Source organism: Nostoc sp. (genome assembly GCF_036916575.1).
In the GTDB taxonomy this organism is placed as follows: domain Bacteria; phylum Cyanobacteriota; class Cyanobacteriia; order Cyanobacteriales; family Nostocaceae; genus Nostoc.
The window spans coordinates 79,400-101,420 of the sequence record NZ_JBALGC010000139.1 but is presented as its reverse complement, the minus strand read 5'-3'; the positions used below and the strand labels follow the sequence as shown (position 1 = coordinate 101,420).

Here is a 22,021-nt window from a genome sequence, read left to right as displayed (position 1 = left end):
AGCACCGAATTTTAATTACTGTACCGTATATGCTGCGCTGTTTCTTGAATCCTTTACCAGTAAGCATTTCAAGACTTAACGGGAAAAGTCAGATGTGGCAACGGGTTCATTGGGACAAGGACTGCCGATCGCGGTTGGTATTGCTTTAGCTGGAGAGTATTTAGACAAGCTGCCTTACCACACCTGGGTTTTGTTAGGGATAGTGAAATGGCAGAAGGTTCTATTTGGGAAGCCTTTGAACACACCAGTCACTACAAACTGGCAAATCTGATTGCCATCCTCGATGTCAACCGTTTAGGACAGCGAGGTGAAACGATGCTAGGCTGGAACACCCAAACATACTGCGATCGCGCTCTTGCTTTCGGCTAGAAGGCAATTGAAATCGACGGTCACAACCTAGAAGAAATTGACGAAGCTTATGCAGCAGCTATCGATAACCCTAATTGTCCGACATTGATTGTGGCTCGCACAAAGAAGGGCAAGGGTGTTGCAGATTTAGAAGATGTTGGCGGTTGGCATGGAAAAGCCTTGAAACCTGACCAAGCAAAGGCAGTGATCGAAGAACTAGGTGGTGAACGTCAGATCACTATTGCCGTATCAAAACCTAATTTACAAACCCAAAGAACTTCAACTTCAATTTGAAGTGATAAGCTCCCAGCAGATATTGCTGTCCTGCTCCAATTCCTACTAGTTTAACTGCTGGAGGGCGACGGCGATCGCAACAAAAACTAGACGCACTTCAGGCAGAATTTGACATCCGCAGCGAGAAGTTTAAGCAGATGAAGAAAGCTGTAGCAATTGAGGCTGGTACCGCCGTTAAGTTTCAATTAGAACAGCAGCTTCTTGACGAAGAGGCAAAACTGGTACATCTTGGTGATGAACTGGATAAAATTGAGTCCGCATTGCAATCATGAGACTTATGTAAATATACAGTTATTTGGCACATGGAAATCAGGATTTCCCCACCCAGAAAACAAGGAAAACAGAGATATTCAGTTAATTAGTGTTTGTTTATACTATTTCAATTTTTTGTAATCGTTATACTCATGACTTAGGTTCTACCTGGGAATTAGGAAGTGGCTTTGCCACTTCTTTTTATTGATCTGGTAGCCCAGTCAAAAATAAATTAAAAGTTAAAAGAAATTTCCTTTAACTTTTAACTTTTATTAATTATTATACAATTTGACAAAATACCTGCTATATCTACCATTGGTAGTAGAAGCGCACAGTTGTACGCCCCTACAGCCGATTCATTCGTTGCAAAGATTGTTGACAATGGGATAATATCGTGTTCGTCTAATTGACCAAGCAGTCTGACGGAATTCTGGGCATATAGACATGATATTAATCATTACTCATTGTATCTTGCCATCTCTCACGCTTGGGTTTGCTCTCCACATCGCGCGATCGCGCTTCTTGCCAAGTCCCCCACATTAGGGATTGCTGTTTTTCAACATGGTTAATAAACTGCATAATTGACTGATCTGCTTTGATGGGAGTTTTCAAATCAAACTTAATTGTTTGGACAATCTTAATATCACCCATAAGAAAATACTTAGCTACAATCTTAGTCAGCCATAGCACAACTCGATTGCATAACCAACCAAAAATTCCTTTACGTTTTTTAGTCATCAATAAGATTTGACCTTCAGTTTTTCCCCCTTCGTGGAGGCGAACTGCAACCATCATGTGGACATGGAAGAAATCGGGGCCAACTGTCACAATGCCAATGCTGCCGTACCAATAGCAAATACTGTAAGTTATTGCATTTTTGTAGAAAAGACGGATGAGCTTAATGAAAAAGCAATTGTTTTTGATGGGTGTAGTGTTACTGAAGATAATTGCATTCTCGTTCAGTTCCTGTCTTTCAAAAATAACTTCTATTGGCAGTTTGTGAATTGTATTGAGGTGTTGAGCATCAATCGCATTAATCATCACCACATTGGGGTGACAGTTCATCACGAAGTAGGAATGGATGGCGATATCACACTCCTTTTGTTCTAACTCTGGAGCAAAAGGTAGGGGTTGTTGTGGTATTTCTCCAGTCCAAATCCAAATCATTCCGTATTTCTCAGCAGTGGGCCAAGTTTGTAATTTCAAGGAAAGCGGCGTATCTAAACATGGGATATTAATACACATCCCCTCAGCATCAAACTTCCAGTCGTGGAAAAAACAACGCAGTGCATTACCCTCAACTTTGCCTTCAGCAAGGTGAGCGCCCATATGCGGACAATAGGCATCAAAGGTAACTACTCTTTTGTCTTTACCACGGTAAATCACTAGTTCTCTACCCAAAATTGTGATAGGTTTTACTTTACCTACCCGCAGATTTCGAGAGGGCATTACCCAATACCATCCCTCAATAAAACGCTCTGGATTATTAAAAATTTTAGGTTTACGGATTGAGCTAGAAGCCTGCGAGTTGAGATTCATTTTTATGGTTTCACTTGAAGTGAAGCAGTTGATCTAGAAGTAACATGGAAACCAAAAAAAAACAGTTACTTTCAGTACTATGACAAACAGTTACCCAATAAATAGATAAAATTTAGAAAGTAAAACTTTGAATAAATATTGTTAATAATGTCAAAATTATGCCATTCCAATATCAGTTTAACTAAGCTAATATCCATTTAGAATAGATATTTGAAAAATTAAAACTTAGTAAAATCTCTAATTAGATAAAAATTTAAAACACTGATGCCAATATTTTGCTTAACCTCAAACAGCTTAATAATTATATAAATTATGGATTGACAGAAAAGACCAAAGATGCATGATTTTAAAAGCCACATCTGTCGTCGGGGCAATTCATGAATTGCCCCAACAGCGCAGTTACCATCAAATAATGATTAATAAAAACCTTAAACGACGTGTTGACGTTAATATACAACATAATTCTTTTGTACAGTGCGTAAGTCATAAATTAGGAAAATATGTAATAATAATTACAAAATTAGGGAAAATCTCCGGTGTTAACTCAAGATAAAAAACTGCTTTTAATTGGTCAGGTAACAGATTTAAGCGGAATCCCCATCAGGACAATTCGATATTACGAGAGTTTAGGTTTAATCAAATCATCAAGACGAACAGAGGGAGGCTTTCGCCAGTTTTCATTGGATGTGCTGACTCGTCTAGCCTTCATTAAAAGGGCGCAAAATCTTGGTCTTAGCCTAGAAGAAATTGGAAATATTCTTCAGGTTTATGACCAAGGACAAGCTCCCTGTGGTGAAATCAAAGAAAAGCTCAAAGCTAAGGTCTTGCAGATTGATCGCCAAATTGATCAATTGTTAACCTTACGTTCTGAAATAGATGGATTACTTTCAGGCTGGAAGAATATCGGCGACCACCATGAGGATAGAATTTGTCCGATCATTCAAAATAAGACTTACAGTAGGAGTCAGAAGTAAAATAGGCTTTATATATCAATACGTTTTAGTTAAGGCTTAACGTTTTGTCAAAGTCAATAATAAGGATCACAAATGTGAATTGTAGGTTGTGTTTTACTTAACTCTAGCCAAGAAACGCCCAAATAATGTTAGGTTTAGTTCCTCATTTAAGACTCAGAACTTTTATAGAGAAGAAACCACCACAACTCTAGTCCAATTAAGGCTAAACCACCGATCGCAACACCAACTTTCAAGCCCAAAGGTTGCTCAATCCGATGAAATTGGCTAGTTTGCTCTGACGAGTGGGCTGGCATTTCTGCTAATGCTACACCTGATGTTCCAGTGAGAAGCACTAAAGCTGTAAAGCTTCCCCAAAGCATTTTTTTACTGAACATTTCCTAAATTAACCTGCAATTATGAGATAGTTTTTGGTTGAAAGTTACGCAATCTTAGAGCGTTGCTAACAACAGATAGCGAAGAAAGAGCCATTGCAGCCCCGGCGATAATTGGATTGAGTAACCAACCAAAGATAGGGAACAAAATTCCAGCCGCAATAGGAATTCCAATAACGTTGTAAATAAAGGCAAAGAAGAGATTTTGCCTGATATTGTTGATGGTGGCGCGACTCAGTTGAATTGCTGTGACAATTAACAGCAAATCTCCAGAAATTAGGGTGATATCGCTAGCAGCGATCGCCACATCTGTTCCCGTACCAATAGCAATTCCCACATCAGCTTGTGCTAGGCCTGGCGCATCATTTATGCCATCACCTACCATTGCTACAAGGGAGTGGGTATTGGGAAGAATTTTCCCTAGTCCCCAGCGATGCACTGAGCTTGTCGTTGGCGCAGCCTCTCGTAGAGAAGTGTCCCTAGTCCCCAATCTCTCTCTTTGCAGAGATTGGATAATCGCTGCCTTTTGATCTGGACGGACTTCGGCAAAGATTCGCTGGATGCCAACTTGTAGAGCGATCGCTTCGGCAGTTTTACGATTGTCTCCGGTCAACATTACTACTTCTAAACCTAACTTTTGTAAAGCTTGCACCACTGCTGTTGATGAAGGTTTGAGGGCATCAGCAATACCCATTATTCCTTGTAGTTCGCCATCTACAGCAATCAAAATGACTGTTTTACCAGCAGCTTCCCAGGCATCTTTATACTGCTGGAGACTGATGGTGTTAATTCCAAGTTCTGTTAACCAGCGTTGTGTACCAATTTGCACAAGCTGATTTGAAACAACTGCTTGGACACCACTACCTGCGTTCGCCTGAAAGTTCTTTGCATCTATTAAACTCACTTCTTGAGACTGGGCGTATTTTACAACTGCTGATGCTAAAGGATGCTCAGAATTGTCTTCCACCGTTGCTGCTAACTGTAAAAGCTTGATTTCATTACCATTAGCTGTGCCGTTGACAGTTACAAAGTCTGTAACCGTAGGTTTTCCCTGAGTCAAAGTGCCGGTTTTATCTAGAACGATGGTTTGAATTTTGTGTGCTAATTCTAAGCTGTCCGCACCCTTAATCAAGATGCCATTTTCTGCACCTTTGCCCGTCCCCACCATTACAGAAGTAGGGGTAGCTAAACCCAAAGCACAAGGACAAGCGATAATTAATACACCCACTGTTGTGATTGTTGCTAGGGTAAGGTTGCCCGTGAAATTAAACCAAATGACGAAAGTGGCGATCGCGATCGCAATCACAGCTGGGACAAACCATCCTGTCACTTGATCTGCCAAGCGTTGAATTGGGGCTTTAGAACCTTGTGCTTGTTGCACTAGTTTGACGATTTGAGCCAAAAACGTATCATTTCCGACTCTTGTCACCCGAAACTGAAATGCACCCACACCGTTAATCGTCGCCCCAATCACCTCATCTCCTGGCTGCTTTTTGACTGGCAAACTTTCACCTGTCACCATTGCTTCATCTACCGTCGAAGCGCCTGTAATCACTTCGCCATCTACCGGAATCTTTTCCCCAGGACGCACCAAAATCACATCGTTGATTCTGACTTCGGCGATGGGAACATCAATTTCCCTACCATCACGGATAACTCTGGCATCTCTAGGTTGTAGTCCAATCAGTTTGCGGATAGCTTCAGAAGTTTGTCCCCTAGCGCGATTTTCCAACAACCGCCCCAGCAAAATTAAGGTAATCACAATGGCAGCGACTTCGTAATAAAGATGAGGTATTAAGCCCTGAGCAATAAAAAATTTCGGGAAAACGGTGACAAACAAAGAATATAGATACGCTGCACTTGTACCCAAAGCAATCAGCGTGTCCATCGTCGCCGTATGGCGCTTGAGGGTTTTCCAGCCATTGCGGTAAAAAGATCCACCACACCAGAACACGACGGGTGTTGTCAGCACTAACTGTACCCAAGGATTTTGCAGAAAGCTTGGAATTAAGTCCAAGTTCAGCCCAGTCATCATGGGCAGCGATCCCAAAAATAGGAAAATGCTGATTACACCTCCCACTACTACCTTAAGGGAGAGTTCGCGTTGTAATGCTTGCCTACTCGCTTTCTCAGCATCATCTTCTTCAAAGAGCATTTCTTCCTGGAGTGAGTAGGAAGAGTATCCCGCAGCATCTATAGCAGCTTGGATTTTTTCCAAATTGGCTAAAGAGCGATCATATTTAATGATGGCTTGCTCTGCTCCAAAGTTAACGTTGCAGTCAATTACCCCAGGAACAGAGCGAATTGCCTTTTCGATATTGTTGGCGCAAGCAGCGCAACTCATGCCTCGAAGTTTGAGTGTGAGAGTATCCATAATTAGATGAACCGCCGTGATTGGTGGGCAGGATTTTAAAGATTAAGCAACTGGATAGCCAGCAGCAGCCAATGCTTCCTTAATTGCTGTTTCTGATGCTTGAGTTTGTACACTGACCAGCTTGGTTGTTGGATCAGCCTGAATGCTAGCATTGGCATCGACTGCCTGAAGTGCTTTGGTGATGGTGCTTGCACAAGCAGAACAAGCCATGTTGGGAACTGTGAGTTGGAGAGTCATAGATTTACGGGATAGAGTGGAAAAGCTAACCAGACCAAACTGGATGATTGAGGGACAACCTTCAACAGTCAGAAATAACTGCAAAGTAAAGTCGCCTTGAATTCATCCTAGACTCTCTAGCCGGCTGGAGAGTCTAGAGAATTTTAAAAGTTTTTCGCTAAACTTCAAATTTCTTTACATAAGTAGTACATAAATTGCTAAAAATACAACATACTACAAGAAACTTGTCTTCCGATGCAAGTATGTGTTATTAAGGTTATACAACCTGTTGTTTTCCCCACAGTTCTGGGAAAATGACCCTCCTCACCACTTGAGACGCGGCTGCTGAACCCAAGTCTCGTAAATCTCTTCACAACAAAAAGTCTTTTTTAAGGCTCGATTTGGAGTTTTCATGCAGCCAAAAAATCTGAAACGTCTCCTGCGTGCTTTAGAGTGGCAGGGTTTGGATGTAACTTACAACAATCGTACTTATTCAGTTCGTTTAGTTAATTCTCCTGATGCCCCTGTAGCAGAAGTGCTGCTGCCAGAAGGTTTCCCCGTTGAAGCGAAGGCACTCAAGCAGTTAGCGAATTTGGCAAGCGTCCGCCACCCGTCAGGTGGATGCGTGTGTCGAGGGACAGTTAGCTTTATTCTGAATTCTTCTTGGTCAAAACTGCCATGAAAAAGTTCCTAAGACCGTAAAAGGAGCACCAGGAGCGATGCTGTCTCGACCTGTAGACGCGTCAAAATATTTGACATCCAACAGATTTTTGAAGTTCAGCGCCGCTTTTAAATGACCTCTGGTATAGTAGACAGCTGCATCTACCCTTGTATAGCCAGGGAGTTCAAATGAGTGATCTAGATCACCTTCACGATTACCCACAAAAAACGCACCCGTGCCAAACCCTAGCCCTGACAACGGTCCATTCTGGATTCGGTAAGTTGTCCACAGACTGAAAGTATTATAAGGGACGCCATCCAAACGATTGCCCACCGGGTAAGTGTTATCTTTGGTAATTGTGGCATTAGTATAAGCATAGGATGTAATGATATTCCACTCTGGCAAAATTTTACCGACTACATCTATTTCCAGCCCTTGACTGTGCTGTTCACCAACCTGAATAGAAAAATCGGGGTTATTAGGATCATTAGTCAAAACATTGCTTCTAGTGATGTCATACAATGCAAGAGTTGAGGAAAGGCGACCTTGTAATAATTCTCCTTTCACACCGACTTCATATTGCTTACCTTTCTCTGGCTGAAAAGGTGTTCGATTGGCACTGACACCAACTTGCGGTACAAAAGATTTGCTATAACTGGCATAGAGAGATATCAGTTCAATTGGTTGATAGACAATTCCAATTCGTGGTGTAAATTGATTGGCATTTCCATTAGTTATCGAACCAACAGCAACAGAGAAATCCTGATCTTTTTCTGTATAAGTATCAAATCTGCCACCAACTAAGAGTTTGAGATTATCCAGTAAAGTGATTTGGTCTTGAAGATAGATGCCAAAGGTTCTTATATCTTGCGTGTACGGAGCTGAATCTTGAATTGAAGGAAAGGAAACACCATACACAGGATTAAAAATATTAATGGAAGCTCCGCGAGCATCCTGATAATCGTTGTCTAGTGCCGTCTGCTTGGCAAGTTCAATACCCAACAAAACAGTGTGAGCAATCGATCCGGTCTTAAACTTGCTAATCAGATCGTTTTGCAGCGTATATGTTTCGTAGTATTGGTTATTAACAGAAAGTCTCAAGGGCAGAGTCTGATTATCTGATAGCACATCACCTGCAACTATGATTGAATCACGACGCTCAAAAGCAGTGCTTACCCGAACGGCAGTACGAAGTGACAAATTCTGATTAAACTTATGGTCTAGATAGATATAGCCTTGCTTTTCATCAAATTCCAGTCCTGGTCGTTGTGGATCGAACAAAGCACGGCTGAAGGGCAAATTAGCTGGACGATTACCAATTGCCACTAGTCCCGTGTCAAGGGGTCTAGTGTCGTGTAAGTAAGAACCTCCCAAAGTCAGTGTTGTGTTGGGGTCAATTTTCACTGCAAGTGCAGGTGCAGTGAAGATCCTTTCCGAGTTGACAAAATCGCGGAAACTTCCCGCGTTCTCATAGGCAACATTCAGCCTATATGCGACAGTTTTACTCGAGTTCAATGGACCGGAAATATCTACAGAGGGTCGATAGAAGCTATAACTGCCAAATGTCAAATCAACGGCTGAGTAAGGTTCAAATAGTGGTTTTTTGCTGACTGTATTAATAATTCCTCCGGGTTCAGCTGTTCCGTAAAGTATCGAAGCAGGCCCTTTGAGAACTTCTATGCGCTCGATATTTGCTGTGTCTGGGTTGGCGCGAGCGGCATTATAGTCATTGTAGAAACCATCTTGGAACCGCCTTAAGGTAAATCCTCGAGCATAAAAAGTGCCAATGCGATCTCCGAAAGCATTGCCATTGACCACACCACTCACGTTTCGTAGTGCGTCTTCCTCGCGAAATGCTCTCTGATCCTCAATAACTTGTTTATTGATCGTTTGAATCGATCCGGGAATATCACGTAAAGGGGTGTCTGTCTTAGTCGCACTAGAGGCATTTGGTTCGCGATACCCATCTTGCTCACCTGTCACTATTAACTCAATCGGCTCATTACCCTGATCTGATGGTTGAGTTGGTTGCGTCTGGTTTTGGGGCTGACTAGCTTGGGACTGTTGCGTTTGAGGTGGCTGCTGTGATGGCGTGGCAGATAAAGCACTAGCAACAGAAAAAATTATACCCTCGTCTGGACTGTCATATAACTCGACAACTGGCTTACCCACTTCACCTGTGACTGTCAGCCTGATAGTATTGGCATCAAAGTTACTTACCGTGATCTCGCTAACACCCGCTATTGGTTTATCCGAGCGAAACGTAAACGCATCACCCGATGCTAAACGCAGTTGGGCATTAGGAATATCAGTAATAAAATTATTGCCAAAAGAGCGATTGATTAATTGCAACTGTTGCCCCTTAGTTGTCTGTAAAATTACCTCTACCCCTTTAGAGGTGGGATTTACTTTGACTTGCGTGACTTCCACAATTTCTGATACGGGTGTTGGCGACTGCACTAATAAGGTTCGAGCGCTAGTCACAATGGGTTCTAGCTGACTTAATTGAGTAATTTTTCTAGTTGCATTAGTTGCTGTCAAACTTATCTGGCGTAAGCTACTGATTTTGAGGTTCTTTGTCAGATTCTGGCTAAGACTAATTTCCTGTGCCAATACAGTCTGTCCAAAAAACATTGACACTAAAGTAGCCATTAACAATGGTAGTTTCAAATTCCACATATTTTTCTCACACCAAGATAAATTTAGCTAGTTAGGACTTACGCACTGTACAAAATAACTATCAGGTGTATTAACCAAAATTGGTCATTTTAGGCTATTGGTTAGTACTTTTAGATTATTAACGATCGCTGGCTAATAGTCAAAAAATCAAACTTGAATGCCTGAAAACCCAGATTCATATTTAATAGCTTTTATCAATACGTGACTTTTACTACTAAGTAACAGAGCAAATATTTTTGTCTGCTAATCAAGAATATTTAGCAAATTGTCCTTAGTAGTACAATATAGGATTTCAGTGTAAAAAATGGCTCCAAAATAAAATTTTTTTGCGCCCTAGCTGGAATTTTTTTTGACCAGAGTGACGCAACTGACTTTTCACGGTAAGTTCTCAAGCTCCGAAAAAGCGTGGCTTTTTCCACAGTCAAATTCTCAATAGCTCTGAGTTAATGAAAATAGCTAACGTAAAAATCAAGGCTTGGGAAACCCTCAAAATCACCTTTTCCACATCCCGTGAAAAGCCAGATAGACGCACAGGGGCGAGTCAAGAGACATCGCGCTTCCATCTCAACAATGCGATCATGGTACTTTACAGTCAAACAAAAAGCCCCTGGTCAATACCAGGGGTATCCATCCTTATTCCTTGATATTAGAATCGCATCTGTGAAGCTATGGTAAATCCGTAGTAATGCAATGACCGCATCAGATTGATGATTATTTTACAATCAGCTAGTTAAATAGGAATTTACCCAGCATCATAGATGAGAGCGATGTCTACGACGGGCTAAGTCTACGCTTCTTTCTCTTGACTTGATCAGAAAAATATGAAGCTGAAGGAAAAGAACTTAAGTGTTTTTAGGTAGTTGCACAGTGAACAGACTACCTTTACCTAGTTCAGAGGTGACCTGGATAGTTCCTGCGTGCGCTTTTACAATCCGGTGAGATAGATGTAGTCCTAAGCCACTACCTGAGCGTTTATGTTTACCTTGGCGAAATCGCTCGAAAATTGTTGCCTGATCTTCTGGTGCAATCCCATATCCTGTATCTTGAATCTCAATTGTTACCGAATCTGGATTGACTCGATTCGGTGATTTTTCAAAAATGCGGATTGTTATGCCTCCTGTATCTGTAAATTTGATGGCATTTGCGATCAAGTTGTTTACCACCCGCCGTAGTTCCAAGCGATCGCCCATAATAATACCAGCATTTTTTCCCTGTGAGTCTAATTCACGGGTGTCTATTTCCAGAGTCAAACCTTTTTCACTAGTTAGAGGACTTAGTTCGCTCACTACTTCTTGAGATATCTCACATAAATCGCATTCTTCCCAATTCAACGTTTTTTTACCTGCCTCGAAGCGATAGACTTCTAGAAGGGTGTTCACCATTTCCATCAAATTTTGGTTACTGCGAATCATGACTGCGATCGCCTGTTTCATTTCCGGCGAAATTTTGCAGAATGTTTCCATCTCAAACAAATTCAACATGCGATCAGAGGCCACTAGGGGAGTTCGCAAATCATGAGTCAGACGGGAAACAAAGTCTTCCCGTTGGCGGGCCATTTTTTGTTGCTCGTCCAGACTGTGCTTGAGACGCAGCAGCGATCGCACCCTTGCTAGTAGTTCATCAGTATCAAATGGTTTACGAATAAAATCGTCAGCACCAGCGTCCAAACCTTCTACAACGCTGGATTCGTGAAAGGCAGTAATCAACAGAATTGGAATATAAGAGATTGCAGGGTTGTTCCGAATCCGACGTGTGACTTCATAACCATCCATTCCTGGCATCATCACATCTAATAAAATCAGATCGGGTGGAGATTGTTCAACTTGCCGCAAAGCCTTTATTCCATCTGAAACCAAATCAATTTCATAACCCTCACTTTCTAAAATTGCTTGAACCAAAATGAGATTATCTGGAGTATCATCAACTGCGAGAATACGATCAATTTTATTATTTTCAACTACAGACATGATTTCTCAAATTTTATCAGTTTTTTTGGAAGTAATTTATAGTTTAAATTTAGGATATCCTATTGGAGCTTACCTAACTTGAGAAGATGAATGATGCGGATTTTTAGCAAAAAAAATCTCGTCACCATCTAATTAAAGCTGAAGTATCAGATGCTAAAGTCGATAATGTGATTTGACGCGGCAATTCAATTTTAAACATTGAACCGCTCCCTAATTTGCTATCAAGAAAGATTTTGCCGCCCATCATTCGTACCAGCGAATCTATAATTGCCAAACCCAAACCTGTGCCTGGATGTTTGCGAGTGATAGTTTGATCGACTTGCCGAAATGCTTCAAAAATACGTTTAAAATCTCTGGGTGCTATGCCAATACCTGTATCCCGAACAGTAATTACCACTCGATTTGCAGGTAGTTCTTTAACCTCAACCCAAATCTCACCAGACTCGGTGAACTTAATAGCGTTGGAGAGCAGGTTAATTAAAATCTGTTTGATCCGAACTGGATCATTAAATACTAAAGGATTTTGCAAATCGGTTTGCACTAACAATGATAGATTTTTGGCGTCAGCTAAGGAACACATTTCACCTACAGCAACATTTATTACCTTTGATACATCAAATATTTCCGCCTTTAAATCTAATCGTCCTGCTTCCAGCTTGGAAAAGTCGAGAACTTCATTCAGCAGCATCAGCAAATGCTTGCCATTATTCAAGATCCGCTCAACCATATCTGCTTGCTGGTGCGTTAGTTGACCGAACTTAGGACGCAATAGTATCTGCGAAAAACCAATAATCGCATTCATCGGCGTTCTGAGTTCGTGGGACATAGTTGCCAAAAAATGTGATTTTAGCTGTGATGCCTCCAATAGCTTGAAGTTTTGCATTTGAATATGTTGCTGTTGTCTCTCCAATTCTTGGTTCTTACGAATCAACTGTTCATGACTTTCTCTGAGTTGCTGGTTTGCCAAAGCTACCTGCGTTTCAGCCCGAAAAACCCGAATCGCACTCCGTAAAACCTGTGCCAATATTTCTGGGGATATCCTAGATTTAGAAAGATAGTCTGTAGCACCAGCTTTAATTAATTGAACAGCAATTTGTGCATCTCCTTCACCAGTTAGAATTACTAAAGGAACTTTAATTCCCGAAGAACGTAGCTGTTGAATCAAGGTTAGTCCATCCTGGTCTAGTAAGCGATAGTTCAGGAAAACACAATCATAAGGAGTAGTACTTAAGGCAGAGAACGCATCATTGCCGTCGCCTACTTTAAACAGTTCCATCTGAACACCTGCTTTAGTCAGGGCACGACAAACTGCTATCCAGTCTACCTCGTCATCGTCTACAACCAAAATTTTCAGCGTCTCTTCCATCGATTTTTATTTTCGCCGCCAAACATAGGTTGATGTATAACATTTCTCTTTTCAGATTATCCAATTAATAGAATATAAGATTTTCGGACATCTAAAATCTGTAACTTGATTGACTAAGGCGTTTCGCACAATATCCAATACTTGTTGAGCGTTGCCATCATCTCTATAAACTGAACCAGGTTAATAATATTAACTTTGTTGAATGCCTGCTTGACATTTATCACATCAACTTTGTTTTCCTCCACTAGTAGTATGTTAATCACTCTTTCGAGCTTTTCCTGGGGTTAAATTCAGTCTGTTGTATCCTCAATCTGTTTAATTTACTAGAGTATTGGAATTAAAGTCCTAGCAAATCACCAATGGCTCTCAAAAAATTAGCAATTAACAAACCGAAAACTATTGATCTGAATACAGCAAACAGAACTAATATTAAAGTAAAATAAAATACTTTACTTAACTTAAAACAATTGTAAATGAGTGAGCCAGCGACCGTCGTCAGCCCTTGGTGAGAGTTGCATACCAAATTTTCTTAACGATCGCCAGACCTGTGTTAGTATTTTTTTGGCGATCGCGGACTTCCACTATTCGGAAAATTACCAAGACCTTCTCCTGAACTTTAGGAAGAATACCAAGTTATTCCAAGCCTTTTGGTATTAAAAAAATTACTTGTCCACTTTGATTTCTCAAGGGTTTAGTTTGTGAGCCGTGTATCGACATAGTAGACAGAGGTATGATTACCCTTCGTAGTCCTGCTTGAATTGCTTTTGAGATTGTCCACCCTCAAGCCTGACTTTCACGTTATGTAGAAAAACCAACAAAAGACCTAAACCTTGAACGAGTCTCTCTACAAGGGTTAGGCGAAAATTCCAAACCTCTTGCTTTTTTGGGTAGCCACTGCGTTGAGGAGCCAGTGTGATCTTCTCCCGACCTGAAGGAGCGTCTCGAAAAGTTAGGAAGACGATGCCGCGCATAGCGTAGTGTGAGCGAGTATTCGAGCGTCTGGGGGGTTAAAAATCGGTCGAAACAGTCGCTTACTTTTTCCTAAGGCAACTTTGACCTCTTGTAACTTGTCCATTTTTGTAAGCTTTTTTAAAGCTTTATACAAGATAATAATAATTAACTAATGGAAGATAACAACTCAAAGCTGAATTTTAAGCAAGAGGAGCAATTTGGCAGTCGTCTCTATCTTTTATACTTTTTGTGCAAATATCCATATATCTCCAGCTAGATTTGTCCTCTATCTAAATATAAAAAATAAGGTATTTATTATTTCTATCGGTGGATGCAGATGGGTTTAAATATCATCTATCTTTGGGATGGTAAAATAAGAGATAGCGCTTACAAAAGATAATACTTTCAAAGATACAAACAGCGTCACAGTGAGTGTAGCGATGAATGAAATTAGCATTATTTTAATTGAAGATCATGACTTAACGCGAATGGGGCTACGAGCGGCATTACAGTCTCATAGCGCATTAAAAGTAATTGGCGAAGCCTCAAATGCTACGCAAGGACTAAAACTTTTAGAAACGGCAAAGCCAGATGTAGCTGTTGTAGATATCGGTTTGCCTGACATGGATGGCATTGAACTCACCCGTAAATTTAAACGCAACCAAGCTGAAACTGGGCAAGCCACGACGAAAATTCTGATCCTGACAATGGATCATACAGAGGATGCTGTACTTGCAGCCTTCGCGGCGGGCGCTGATTCTTATTATATGAAAGAAACAAGCATCAGTAAATTAACGGAGGCGATCCAAGCAACTTATGGCGGTAACTCTTGGATTGATCCGGCAATTGCCAACGTGGTATTACGGAAGATGCGTCAAGGTATTCCTGGAGAGAGCCAAAATTCTGACAAGCCAAAGACTGTAAAAATTGAGGCGCTGGCGTCAGAATACGAGCAAGTTTTGGAAACATACCCCCTGACTCAACGGGAACTGGAAATCTTAGAGTTGATTGTAGCTGGGTGTAGCAATGGGCAAATTGCCGAGAAACTCTACATTACAGTTGGTACTGTGAAGACCCATGTTCGCAATATTCTAAATAAACTGTGTGCCGATGATCGTACCCAAGCTGCTGTGAGGGCCTTACGTTCTGGGTTGGTGGCGTGAGGGACGACGGATGAGGGAGCAGCAAAGCAGGGGGAAATAACCAATGCCCAATGCCCTTTCATCCCAATCGTTCCTGTAAACATTCAGCAATGCGTAGTGCTGCACCTGGTTTTCCCATGCGCCGCAGACCATTTTCAGCAATAATTTGCAAAATATCAGCATCTTTGAATAAGGATTGTACGATCTTGGCAACTTCTGCTGGCTGTTTAACTAAAATCAAAGATGAGCCTAAATGACGACTTTGAGCTTCAGCAAAGGCAGGGTTATATTGGGGGCCATTACCAGGAATTGCGATCGCAGGTTTCCCCAAACCGATAAACTGTTCTGTGGCTGTCCCTGCCATTGCGATCGCTAAATCTCCCAAATGCAAGCAATCATTATAGGCTTGTTGTGTCAACAGGAGATATGCATTCCTTTGTTTAAATGTCAATACATTTGGCTCAGAAATTTGGATAGGAGATGCTGATTCAGTGCGCCAGCCTTGGGATTGCACACTTTGGGATAAAATATTAGAGTCTAAACCAGGAGTGATCGCACCTAAAAATACCACCGTGCCAGAAGTATAGAACACTGAATCTCGCTCCTGGAAACTTGCCATCAACGCAGATACGGCAATCATAATTGTTTCCCAGTTGGTGTATACCTCTGGTGGACGGGAGCCAGGAAGAAGAGTCACCATAAAAGGTCGAACTGTCTCTTGCTGTTGACTATTCTTACTATAAAATTGTTGGCGTGAAAACGTCGGTTGCAGACCATCCATCATCGGATTACCCAAATTAAAAGCTGGAATTGGCCATTGTTTTAACGTTTTCGTCGTCAGTGCATCTCTAGGGAACACCGCCTTACAACGGCGACGACTCATTAACCAACGTTCCCAAGGATGGTAAACTGAACCGGAAAAGTTTTCCCAACGCATACCTTTAGATTTTCGTGGTAATAATCCAGCTTCATCCCGCACATAATATTCAGATTTCGCCGTACCCACAAAAGCATAATTAGCGCCACTGAAAGTTGCAAACAATAGCGGGACAATATCTCCCACAGCTAAAATCGCTCTCTTGTTACCTAATTTTTTTTGGGAACTCACCCAACAGCGCACAGCTTTAATCTGGCTGAGAGTAAGTTGCAATAAACCACCGCGTACATCTCGCACTAATTGCTGTCCATCCATATAAATAAAACCGCCAGAAGGCATAGTGCGGACTGAACCGATAAGGGGGATATCCAACTGTTGATAAGCCCGTCCTTCACCCACCAGAGGTAAAGCAAATATCTCTGGTGGGTTTGATTGTCGTTGGAGTTCTTGTAAAATCCGAACTGCAATGACATCTTCCCCATGACCATTACTTAATACAAGTAACCGCAAAGGATAAGTTGCAGCTTGCGAGTTAGAAGCTAGAGATAATCGAGATACATTACTCATAGGAAACAAAACATCAATATTAACTGTCTGTTTGGGTAAGAGGCAATACGCTTGGATTAAGAGCAGGACTTACCCGAAAATTAAGAAAAACGAACCACAAAGGGGAGGCAGCGCGGTCTTGGGGGTCTCCCCCATGAGGGACTGCCGTCGCAAAGGACACATAGACGCAACAGCGGCTTCCCGCAGGGTAGGAATAAGAGTTCCAGAGAGTTTTTTCGTAAGTCCTGAAAGGTTTTTGGCGCTAACTGAACCGTATTGGGGTAAGAGGTATAAAAAAGGAAAATTGCTTCCCTAGAAACTATAGTTGCATAACAATTCTCTCAAAATACCGTCGCTGTACAAACAGGTACAAACAAAAATTCTCCAGTAGTCTTAAAGTTAGCCCAAGAGGAAAATTCCAAAGTCATTTTCCCCGTCTCCCTTATAGAACCTATCCCACTATTCTAAAAATCCCTACTTATTTTCGTAAAATGTGCTTGAAAACCTTGATTTTTCGTTTTTAGTTCTCAATCAGCTTAAGCTTTGTCCGTGCGGTGGTCTAAGTTTTTGGTCAATACATTTGGCTATCTCCATCTGTTTGAGCCATTCCACTATCACTGGAATATGATCAATCCGTTCCAAACTTATTTCCACTGTTTCCTCTTATACTTGCACCTGCGTCTTTTAGCGATCGCTCTTTGCGCCAACAATTGCGCTCTCGCTGTTCTCTACACTACCGAGAAATCAGAAGCGATATGCGATTGGGTTGGAAAATCGTTCTACTCCTTTCTCCACAAAGAATTAATTCTTCTTGCCATCTCAAAATAAGCGAACGTACAGTATTAAGTCTCTTGTTTAATTGTTAATAAAGATGTGGGTAATGGATAGTTTAAAAATCGAGCCTTAACCCAAATGTATTGTGATTTAATCGGCAGTTTTACCAATGTTAGAAAAAATAGAGCAGTTGCACTGTAATACAACTGCTCTAAAAAAGTACTTAGATAAATATTTTCTACCTATCTACAGAACCCATGATTACGTCAACACTGCCGAGAATGACTACGATATCTGCAACCTTCATGCCGCGCAGTAAATGTGGGACAATTTGGAGGTTGTTGAAGTCCGCGGCGCGTATCTTCCATCGTGCAGGGAAGACATTATCATCGCCAACTAAATAAATTCCCAATTCACCTTTGCCACTTTCTACACGAGAGTAGATTTCACCCTTGGGAATCTTGAAAGTGGGAGAAACTTTTTTGCCGATGAATTGATAATCAAATGCGTCCCACTCTGATTTTTTACCTGCGGCTAAACGCTTGGCTTCCAGATTTTCGTAAGGGCCGCCAGGAAGTCCTTTAATTGCTTGGCGAATAATCTTTACAGATTCGCGCATTTCCCGCATCCGCACCACATAACGGGCAAAGCAATCACCGGCGGTTTCCCACTGCACGTCCCAGTCGAAGTCGTCGTAGCATTCGTAATGGTCAACTTTCCGTAAATCCCATTTCACACCAGAGGCGCGTAACATTGGGCCAGAAAGTCCCCAGTTAATTGCTTCTTCACGGGTGACAGTACCAATACCTTCGACACGTCGGCGGAAGATGGGGTTATCGGTTACTAAGCGTTCGTACTCATCAACTTTGGGTACTAAATGGTCGCAGAATTCCACACACTTATCTACCCAACCATAGGGCAAATCGGCTGCTACTCCACCAATGCGGAAGTAGTTGTTATTCACCATCCGATAGCCTGTGGCAGCTTCCCACAAATCATAAATCATCTCCCGTTCCCGGAACTGGTAGAAGAAGGGAGTTTGAGCGCCCACGTCAGCGAGGAAGGGACCAAACCACAGCAAGTGGTTAGCGATGCGGTTCAACTCCAGCATGATGACGCGGATGTAGCTGGCGCGTTTGGGGACAGCGACACCTGCAAGCTTTTCTGGGGCGTTGACGGTGACGGCTTCGTTGAACATTCCCGCAGCGTAGTCCCAGCGACTAACGTAAGGGACGTACATTACATTAGTGCGGTTCTCAGCAATTTTTTCCATTCCCCGGTGCAGGTAGCCGATGACCGGTTCACAGTCAACGACATCCTCGCCATCCAGAGTCATGATTAGCCGCAGAACCCCGTGCATTGAGGGGTGGTGTGGCCCCATGTTTAGCACCATCGGTTCAGTGCGGGTTTCTAGTCTGGTCATATATTTCGTGTTCTCCTGTTGTGTTCGTGTAGCGTGCTGAAGGCAAAATTTTAAATTGAACCGCCAAAATGTTAACCAGGCCTGATTTATCTAGTCTGCCAAGCCAAAATTAAGCTTGCAGGAGCAATACTTTTAGGAAAACTACCTTTAGGGCGTCTAGATGTATTGCCCATACAGGGGTATGTTGGAAAGGGAGTGACAGAGGAGGGATTTTACTTGATGTTTCATTTTGTTGCACTTCTTCAATTATTATATGGAAGCTCGATATCAGGGACTTGAGGTGCAAGATTTTTCTCACATTCCCGTTTTGGGTCGGGAGGTAATTGAAGGTTTGGCGGTGCGTCCGGGTGGGCATTATTTAGATGTGACGGTAGGCGGTGGTGGTCACAGTCGCCTGATCTTAGAAGTTGCGGCGGATGTGCGGATAACGGCAGTTGACCAAGATGAGGAGGCTTTAGCAGCAGCGAGGAAAGAATTGGCAGAGTTTGGCGTTAGCGTACCCCTACGGGGAAGCAAGCTACGCGAAGCGTCTCCGTCAGAAGAAGCTCCTTTGTTCGCGCAGCGTCTCCGACAGGAGAAGGAGGCTCGCGTACAATTTATTTATAGCAATTTTGCAAACTACGAGTTTACCCCTAACACTTTCGATGGTATCTTAGCCGATTTGGGGGTGAGTTCTTACCATTTAGATCAGCCGGAACGGGGTTTTAGCTTTCGCCACGCGGCAAGTTTGGATATGCGAATGGATCGAGGGCGATCGCTAACTGCTGCTGATGTGATTAATAATTGGGATGAAGCGGATTTAGCAGACATTTTCTTTAAGTACGGTGAAGAGAGATTATCGCGGCGCATTGCTAGACGCATTGTTGAACGGCGTCCATTGCACACGACTGTTGAATTGGCTGAAGCGATCGCTTCTTGTGTTCCCCCGAAATACCGTTATGGGAGAATTCACCCGGCTACCCGTGTTTTTCAAGCTCTGCGAATTGTCGTTAACGATGAGTTAAAATCCCTAGAAACCTTTTTGGATAAAGCACCAAATGCCCTTGTCCCTGGTGGCAGAATTGCGATTATCAGTTTTCATAGTCTGGAAGACCGCCTGGTGAAGCATGGTTTAAGAAATTCACCTTTGTTAAAAGTCTTGACAAAAAAGCCGATTATTGCATTAGAAGAGGAAATTCAGAGAAATATGCGATCGCGATCGGCTAAACTGAGAATAGCAGAGAGAAAGCAGGAGTGAGGTGAGATACAAATGGGAAAAATCTAGTTAATCCTCATCTCATTAGCACAAGTCATGGAAAAAGTAGGAATGCACCGCAAGGGACATCTGCAAGAGAACAAAATATAGCGCTTCTAGGTTGAGTTTAATACAGACCTAACAAGAACAGCCCTTTCCCTGCAAGGGAAGGGGAGTAAGCCTCAAAGCCTCTCTCCTTTTAGGAGAGAGGTCAGAGTTTGTTGCATCCAAACGATAACTGCTATAGATAAAACAGAAATGGCCTAGTGGCACATTACTCTACGCCATCCTTGAGAATGCATTTTCCTCTACTCGCTCTTGACTTTACCTAGTGAGAAGAAATCTGACAACCTAATTTTTAAAGCAGAAATTACCAGGATAACAGTTTTCCAAATATTATTAAGATTAACCACCCAACAAGGATAGTCTTTGTGCAGCATCTCCCAATTCACTTCGTACAAATCCCCTAGCCATTCTTCACGTCGTTCTGTGGGGAAGAGGTAAGCAATTGGGGAAGCTATCCACCTACTAGTCCAAGTTTCAGCAGGATCAGATTTTTTATACTTGCGTAATCTCTTGTTTAACTTAGAAAACTTCTCTAGATTTTCTACTAAGTCTTCTAAATCGTTCAGCACTTTCTGAGCTTTCAACTCTTCTACAACTTTTATCACTTCCTTTGATTTTAAAGATGTTATGACATCCAGGTGTTGTGTCTTGAGTTGAATTTCTTTAATAGCAAATTCCCAATCGTTATCTTCAATTTCTGTGCCTGCTGTTCCACTAACTGGGCTGCCAAGTAAGTAAGTTGGAGCGGAAAGACTGGACGGCTTCGAGAGTCGCAACGCCGCTACCTGTAAGTTTGTAATAGCGCCGTCTTGCTCCACCTCGTTCTTCACGCCCTTCATCTCCCCAACGGGATTCGACAAGCCCTTTCTTTTCCAGAGAATGGAGAACAGGGTAAAGGGTGCCAATCCCCATCTTAGTGTTACCGCCACTAGCCTCTTCCATAGCCTGCGGAATTTGGAGACCATAGAGTTCTTTGTTGTAGAGTGCGAGCAATACGATTTCTTCTCGTGGTGAAACTTGGGCATTGGTTGAACCTTTATTAAGTATCGCGTTTTTGTTTGAAGCCATAAAAACCACTCTTAGTTCAGATTAAGTACTTAGACATTTCTCGTTGTTACGACCCCTGTTATGGGGCAACGAGCCTACTTACTGTTACGACTCCTATAAAGGGGCAGCAAGAATTTTATCTTAAATTAACTATATCTTATAAATTTGATAATTGCTGTAAAGCATCTATGCAGATTGAGCAAGCCATACTTGCTGGCAACACTTTAAAACTTGCAGAGCAATTCCTTTTGAGAAAGGATATCAACTTCGCTCAAACAACAATCTGTTAACTTAGCATTGTTGAAAAGTTAAAAAAGAGTAGATGGAAATTAGCAACCTGTTTACAGCAGGTGGCGTAGTCATCTCGCCTCTGCTAGGATTCTGCTCGTTAGCGGTGGCGCTAATTGTCGAACGTATCAGCTTTTGGGTAAGGATAAATAATCGGCAAAACAAGGTGATACCAAAGGTGCTACATCTTTATCGCCTTGATAATGTAATTAGTGCTGTGCCTAGCAGATGAAGCGAAACTGGGTAATGTAAATTAGTAATCGGTAATTGGGATTAGTTCACTAGTTGTTACCGATTTTGCTCTACAATTTTCGACTCTAATTGTATTCTAAAATGACAAATAGCTTTTTTCGCTAAAGTTTTTGAGGGAATACTCTATGACTATTTGGGTAAATGAGCAAATTGATCCGTCTGGGATGATTCATGCCTGTATTGCCTGTTGTAATGAATCTCAAGCCAAAGATTGTCATGATTCCTTTGAGAATAATTTGACTGAGACGCAAAAAGCAGCAGGTTGGGTAGCGCAATTGCGGACAGTCGATTCTTGGGATGAAGTGCCGGTGAATTCTTTAAAACTCAATTAATTGGGTGCTATCGAAAGTAGGCTGCATAGCTTAAGCATTTCCTGGCAG

The 22,021-nt window shown here is 42.0% G+C and carries 18 protein-coding genes and 4 pseudogenes; 9 read left to right on the top strand and 13 right to left on the bottom strand.

Features of this window, described 5'->3' with window-relative positions; all coding sequences use genetic code 11:
- Positions 1–91 precede the first annotated feature (91 nt).
- Positions 92–630, top strand: a pseudogene (locus V7L29_RS31195) (thiamine pyrophosphate-dependent enzyme); the annotation flags it as partial.
- A 149-nt stretch (positions 631–779) separates the two neighbouring features.
- Entirely contained in the window at positions 780–914 is a 135-nt protein-coding gene (locus V7L29_RS31190) for a hypothetical protein (RefSeq protein WP_334689795.1), read from the top strand.
- 430 nt (positions 915–1,344) lie between these two features.
- On the opposite strand, the gene V7L29_RS31185 is transcribed toward V7L29_RS31190, so the two are convergent.
- On the bottom strand, positions 1,345–2,433 hold the full coding sequence (locus tag V7L29_RS31185; RefSeq protein ID WP_334689794.1) for an aromatic ring-hydroxylating dioxygenase subunit alpha: 1,089 nt from the start codon (positions 2,431–2,433) through the stop codon (positions 1,345–1,347).
- Positions 2,434–2,969: 536 nt separating this feature from the next.
- Between V7L29_RS31185 and V7L29_RS31180 the strand changes: the two genes are divergently transcribed.
- Positions 2,970–3,407 (top strand): heavy metal-responsive transcriptional regulator, encoded by a 438-nt coding sequence (locus tag V7L29_RS31180; RefSeq protein WP_334689793.1) that lies wholly within the window; start codon positions 2,970–2,972, stop codon positions 3,405–3,407.
- Positions 3,408–3,553: 146 nt separating this feature from the next.
- Here the strand turns inward: V7L29_RS31180 and V7L29_RS31175 are convergent, their stop codons facing one another.
- From V7L29_RS31175 to V7L29_RS31165, 3 genes are read right to left on the bottom strand one after another with little or no spacing between them, the layout of a single operon-like run.
- A complete protein-coding gene (locus V7L29_RS31175; protein WP_334737920.1) occupies positions 3,554–3,781 on the bottom strand; it encodes a hypothetical protein in 228 nt (75 codons plus the stop codon).
- 19 nt (positions 3,782–3,800) lie between these two features.
- Positions 3,801–6,152 (bottom strand): heavy metal translocating P-type ATPase, encoded by a 2,352-nt coding sequence (locus tag V7L29_RS31170; RefSeq protein WP_334737919.1) that lies wholly within the window; start codon positions 6,150–6,152, stop codon positions 3,801–3,803.
- A gap of 42 nt (positions 6,153–6,194) precedes the next feature.
- Complete coding sequence (locus V7L29_RS31165) at positions 6,195–6,389, bottom strand: heavy-metal-associated domain-containing protein (protein WP_300412388.1); 195 nt, start codon at positions 6,387–6,389, stop codon at positions 6,195–6,197.
- Positions 6,390–6,780: 391 nt separating this feature from the next.
- On the opposite strand from V7L29_RS31165, the gene V7L29_RS31160 reads away from it, so the two are divergent.
- Positions 6,781–7,050 carry a hypothetical protein gene (locus V7L29_RS31160; RefSeq protein WP_334737918.1) on the top strand — a complete coding sequence of 90 codons (270 nt, stop codon included), beginning with the start codon at positions 6,781–6,783 and terminating at the stop codon, positions 7,048–7,050.
- On the opposite strand, the gene V7L29_RS31155 is transcribed toward V7L29_RS31160, so the two are convergent.
- Positions 7,036–9,708, bottom strand: a complete 2,673-nt coding sequence (locus tag V7L29_RS31155) for a TonB-dependent siderophore receptor (protein WP_334737917.1) — start codon at positions 9,706–9,708, stop codon at positions 7,036–7,038. The genes V7L29_RS31160 and V7L29_RS31155 overlap by 15 nt on opposite strands.
- A 446-nt stretch (positions 9,709–10,154) precedes the next feature.
- Between V7L29_RS31155 and V7L29_RS31150 the strand changes: the two genes are divergently transcribed.
- On the top strand, positions 10,155–10,352 hold the full coding sequence (locus tag V7L29_RS31150) for a hypothetical protein (RefSeq protein WP_334737916.1): 198 nt from the start codon (positions 10,155–10,157) through the stop codon (positions 10,350–10,352).
- Between the two features lie 198 nt (positions 10,353–10,550).
- Here V7L29_RS31150 and V7L29_RS31145 read toward each other — a convergent pair whose 3' ends face one another.
- The 4 genes and pseudogenes from V7L29_RS31145 to V7L29_RS31135 all read right to left on the bottom strand — a co-directional run bounded on the left by V7L29_RS31145 (position 10,551) and on the right by V7L29_RS31135 (position 14,012).
- Complete coding sequence (locus tag V7L29_RS31145; protein WP_334737915.1) at positions 10,551–11,675, bottom strand: sensor histidine kinase; 1,125 nt, start codon at positions 11,673–11,675, stop codon at positions 10,551–10,553.
- 69 nt (positions 11,676–11,744) lie between these two features.
- A pseudogene (locus tag V7L29_RS31140) lies at positions 11,745–13,041 on the bottom strand (ATP-binding response regulator).
- Between the two features lie 179 nt (positions 13,042–13,220).
- Positions 13,221–13,304 (bottom strand): annotated as a pseudogene (locus V7L29_RS35700) (response regulator); the annotation flags it as partial.
- A 471-nt stretch (positions 13,305–13,775) separates the two neighbouring features.
- Positions 13,776–14,012 (bottom strand): hypothetical protein, encoded by a 237-nt coding sequence (locus V7L29_RS31135; RefSeq protein ID WP_334737914.1) that lies wholly within the window; start codon positions 14,010–14,012, stop codon positions 13,776–13,778.
- 420 nt (positions 14,013–14,432) lie between these two features.
- Between V7L29_RS31135 and V7L29_RS31130 the strand changes: the two genes are divergently transcribed.
- Positions 14,433–15,155, top strand: coding sequence for a response regulator transcription factor (locus V7L29_RS31130; protein ID WP_334689786.1), 723 nt, complete (start codon positions 14,433–14,435; stop codon positions 15,153–15,155).
- Positions 15,156–15,213: 58 nt separating this feature from the next.
- Here the strand turns inward: V7L29_RS31130 and V7L29_RS31125 are convergent, their stop codons facing one another.
- Entirely contained in the window at positions 15,214–16,578 is a 1,365-nt protein-coding gene (locus V7L29_RS31125) for a lipid-A-disaccharide synthase-related protein (protein ID WP_334737913.1), read from the bottom strand.
- 991 nt (positions 16,579–17,569) lie between these two features.
- Positions 17,570–18,754, bottom strand: coding sequence for an NAD(P)H-quinone oxidoreductase subunit H (locus tag V7L29_RS31120; RefSeq protein ID WP_334689783.1), 1,185 nt, complete (start codon positions 18,752–18,754; stop codon positions 17,570–17,572).
- Between the two features lie 253 nt (positions 18,755–19,007).
- Here V7L29_RS31120 and rsmH point away from each other — a divergent pair, with 253 nt between their 5' ends.
- Complete coding sequence (gene rsmH, locus V7L29_RS31115; RefSeq protein WP_334737912.1) at positions 19,008–19,991, top strand: 16S rRNA (cytosine(1402)-N(4))-methyltransferase RsmH; 984 nt, start codon at positions 19,008–19,010, stop codon at positions 19,989–19,991.
- A gap of 305 nt (positions 19,992–20,296) precedes the next feature.
- Here rsmH and V7L29_RS31110 read toward each other — a convergent pair whose 3' ends face one another.
- Positions 20,297–20,830 carry a hypothetical protein gene (locus tag V7L29_RS31110; RefSeq protein ID WP_334737911.1) on the bottom strand — a complete coding sequence of 178 codons (534 nt, stop codon included), beginning with the start codon at positions 20,828–20,830 and terminating at the stop codon, positions 20,297–20,299.
- Positions 20,769–21,122: a PadR family transcriptional regulator gene (locus V7L29_RS31105; protein ID WP_334737910.1), complete on the bottom strand. Its 354-nt coding sequence runs from the start codon at positions 21,120–21,122 to the stop codon at positions 20,769–20,771. The genes V7L29_RS31110 and V7L29_RS31105 overlap by 62 nt, the downstream gene beginning before the upstream one ends.
- 301 nt (positions 21,123–21,423) lie before the next feature.
- Here V7L29_RS31105 and V7L29_RS31100 point away from each other — a divergent pair.
- Together V7L29_RS31100 and V7L29_RS31095 are read left to right on the top strand one after the other, a co-directional pair.
- A pseudogene (locus V7L29_RS31100) lies at positions 21,424–21,609 on the top strand (MotA/TolQ/ExbB proton channel family protein); the annotation flags it as partial.
- A gap of 157 nt (positions 21,610–21,766) precedes the next feature.
- Positions 21,767–21,973 (top strand): glycogen debranching protein, encoded by a 207-nt coding sequence (locus tag V7L29_RS31095; protein WP_334737909.1) that lies wholly within the window; start codon positions 21,767–21,769, stop codon positions 21,971–21,973.
- The last annotated feature ends 48 nt before the right edge of the window (positions 21,974–22,021 follow it).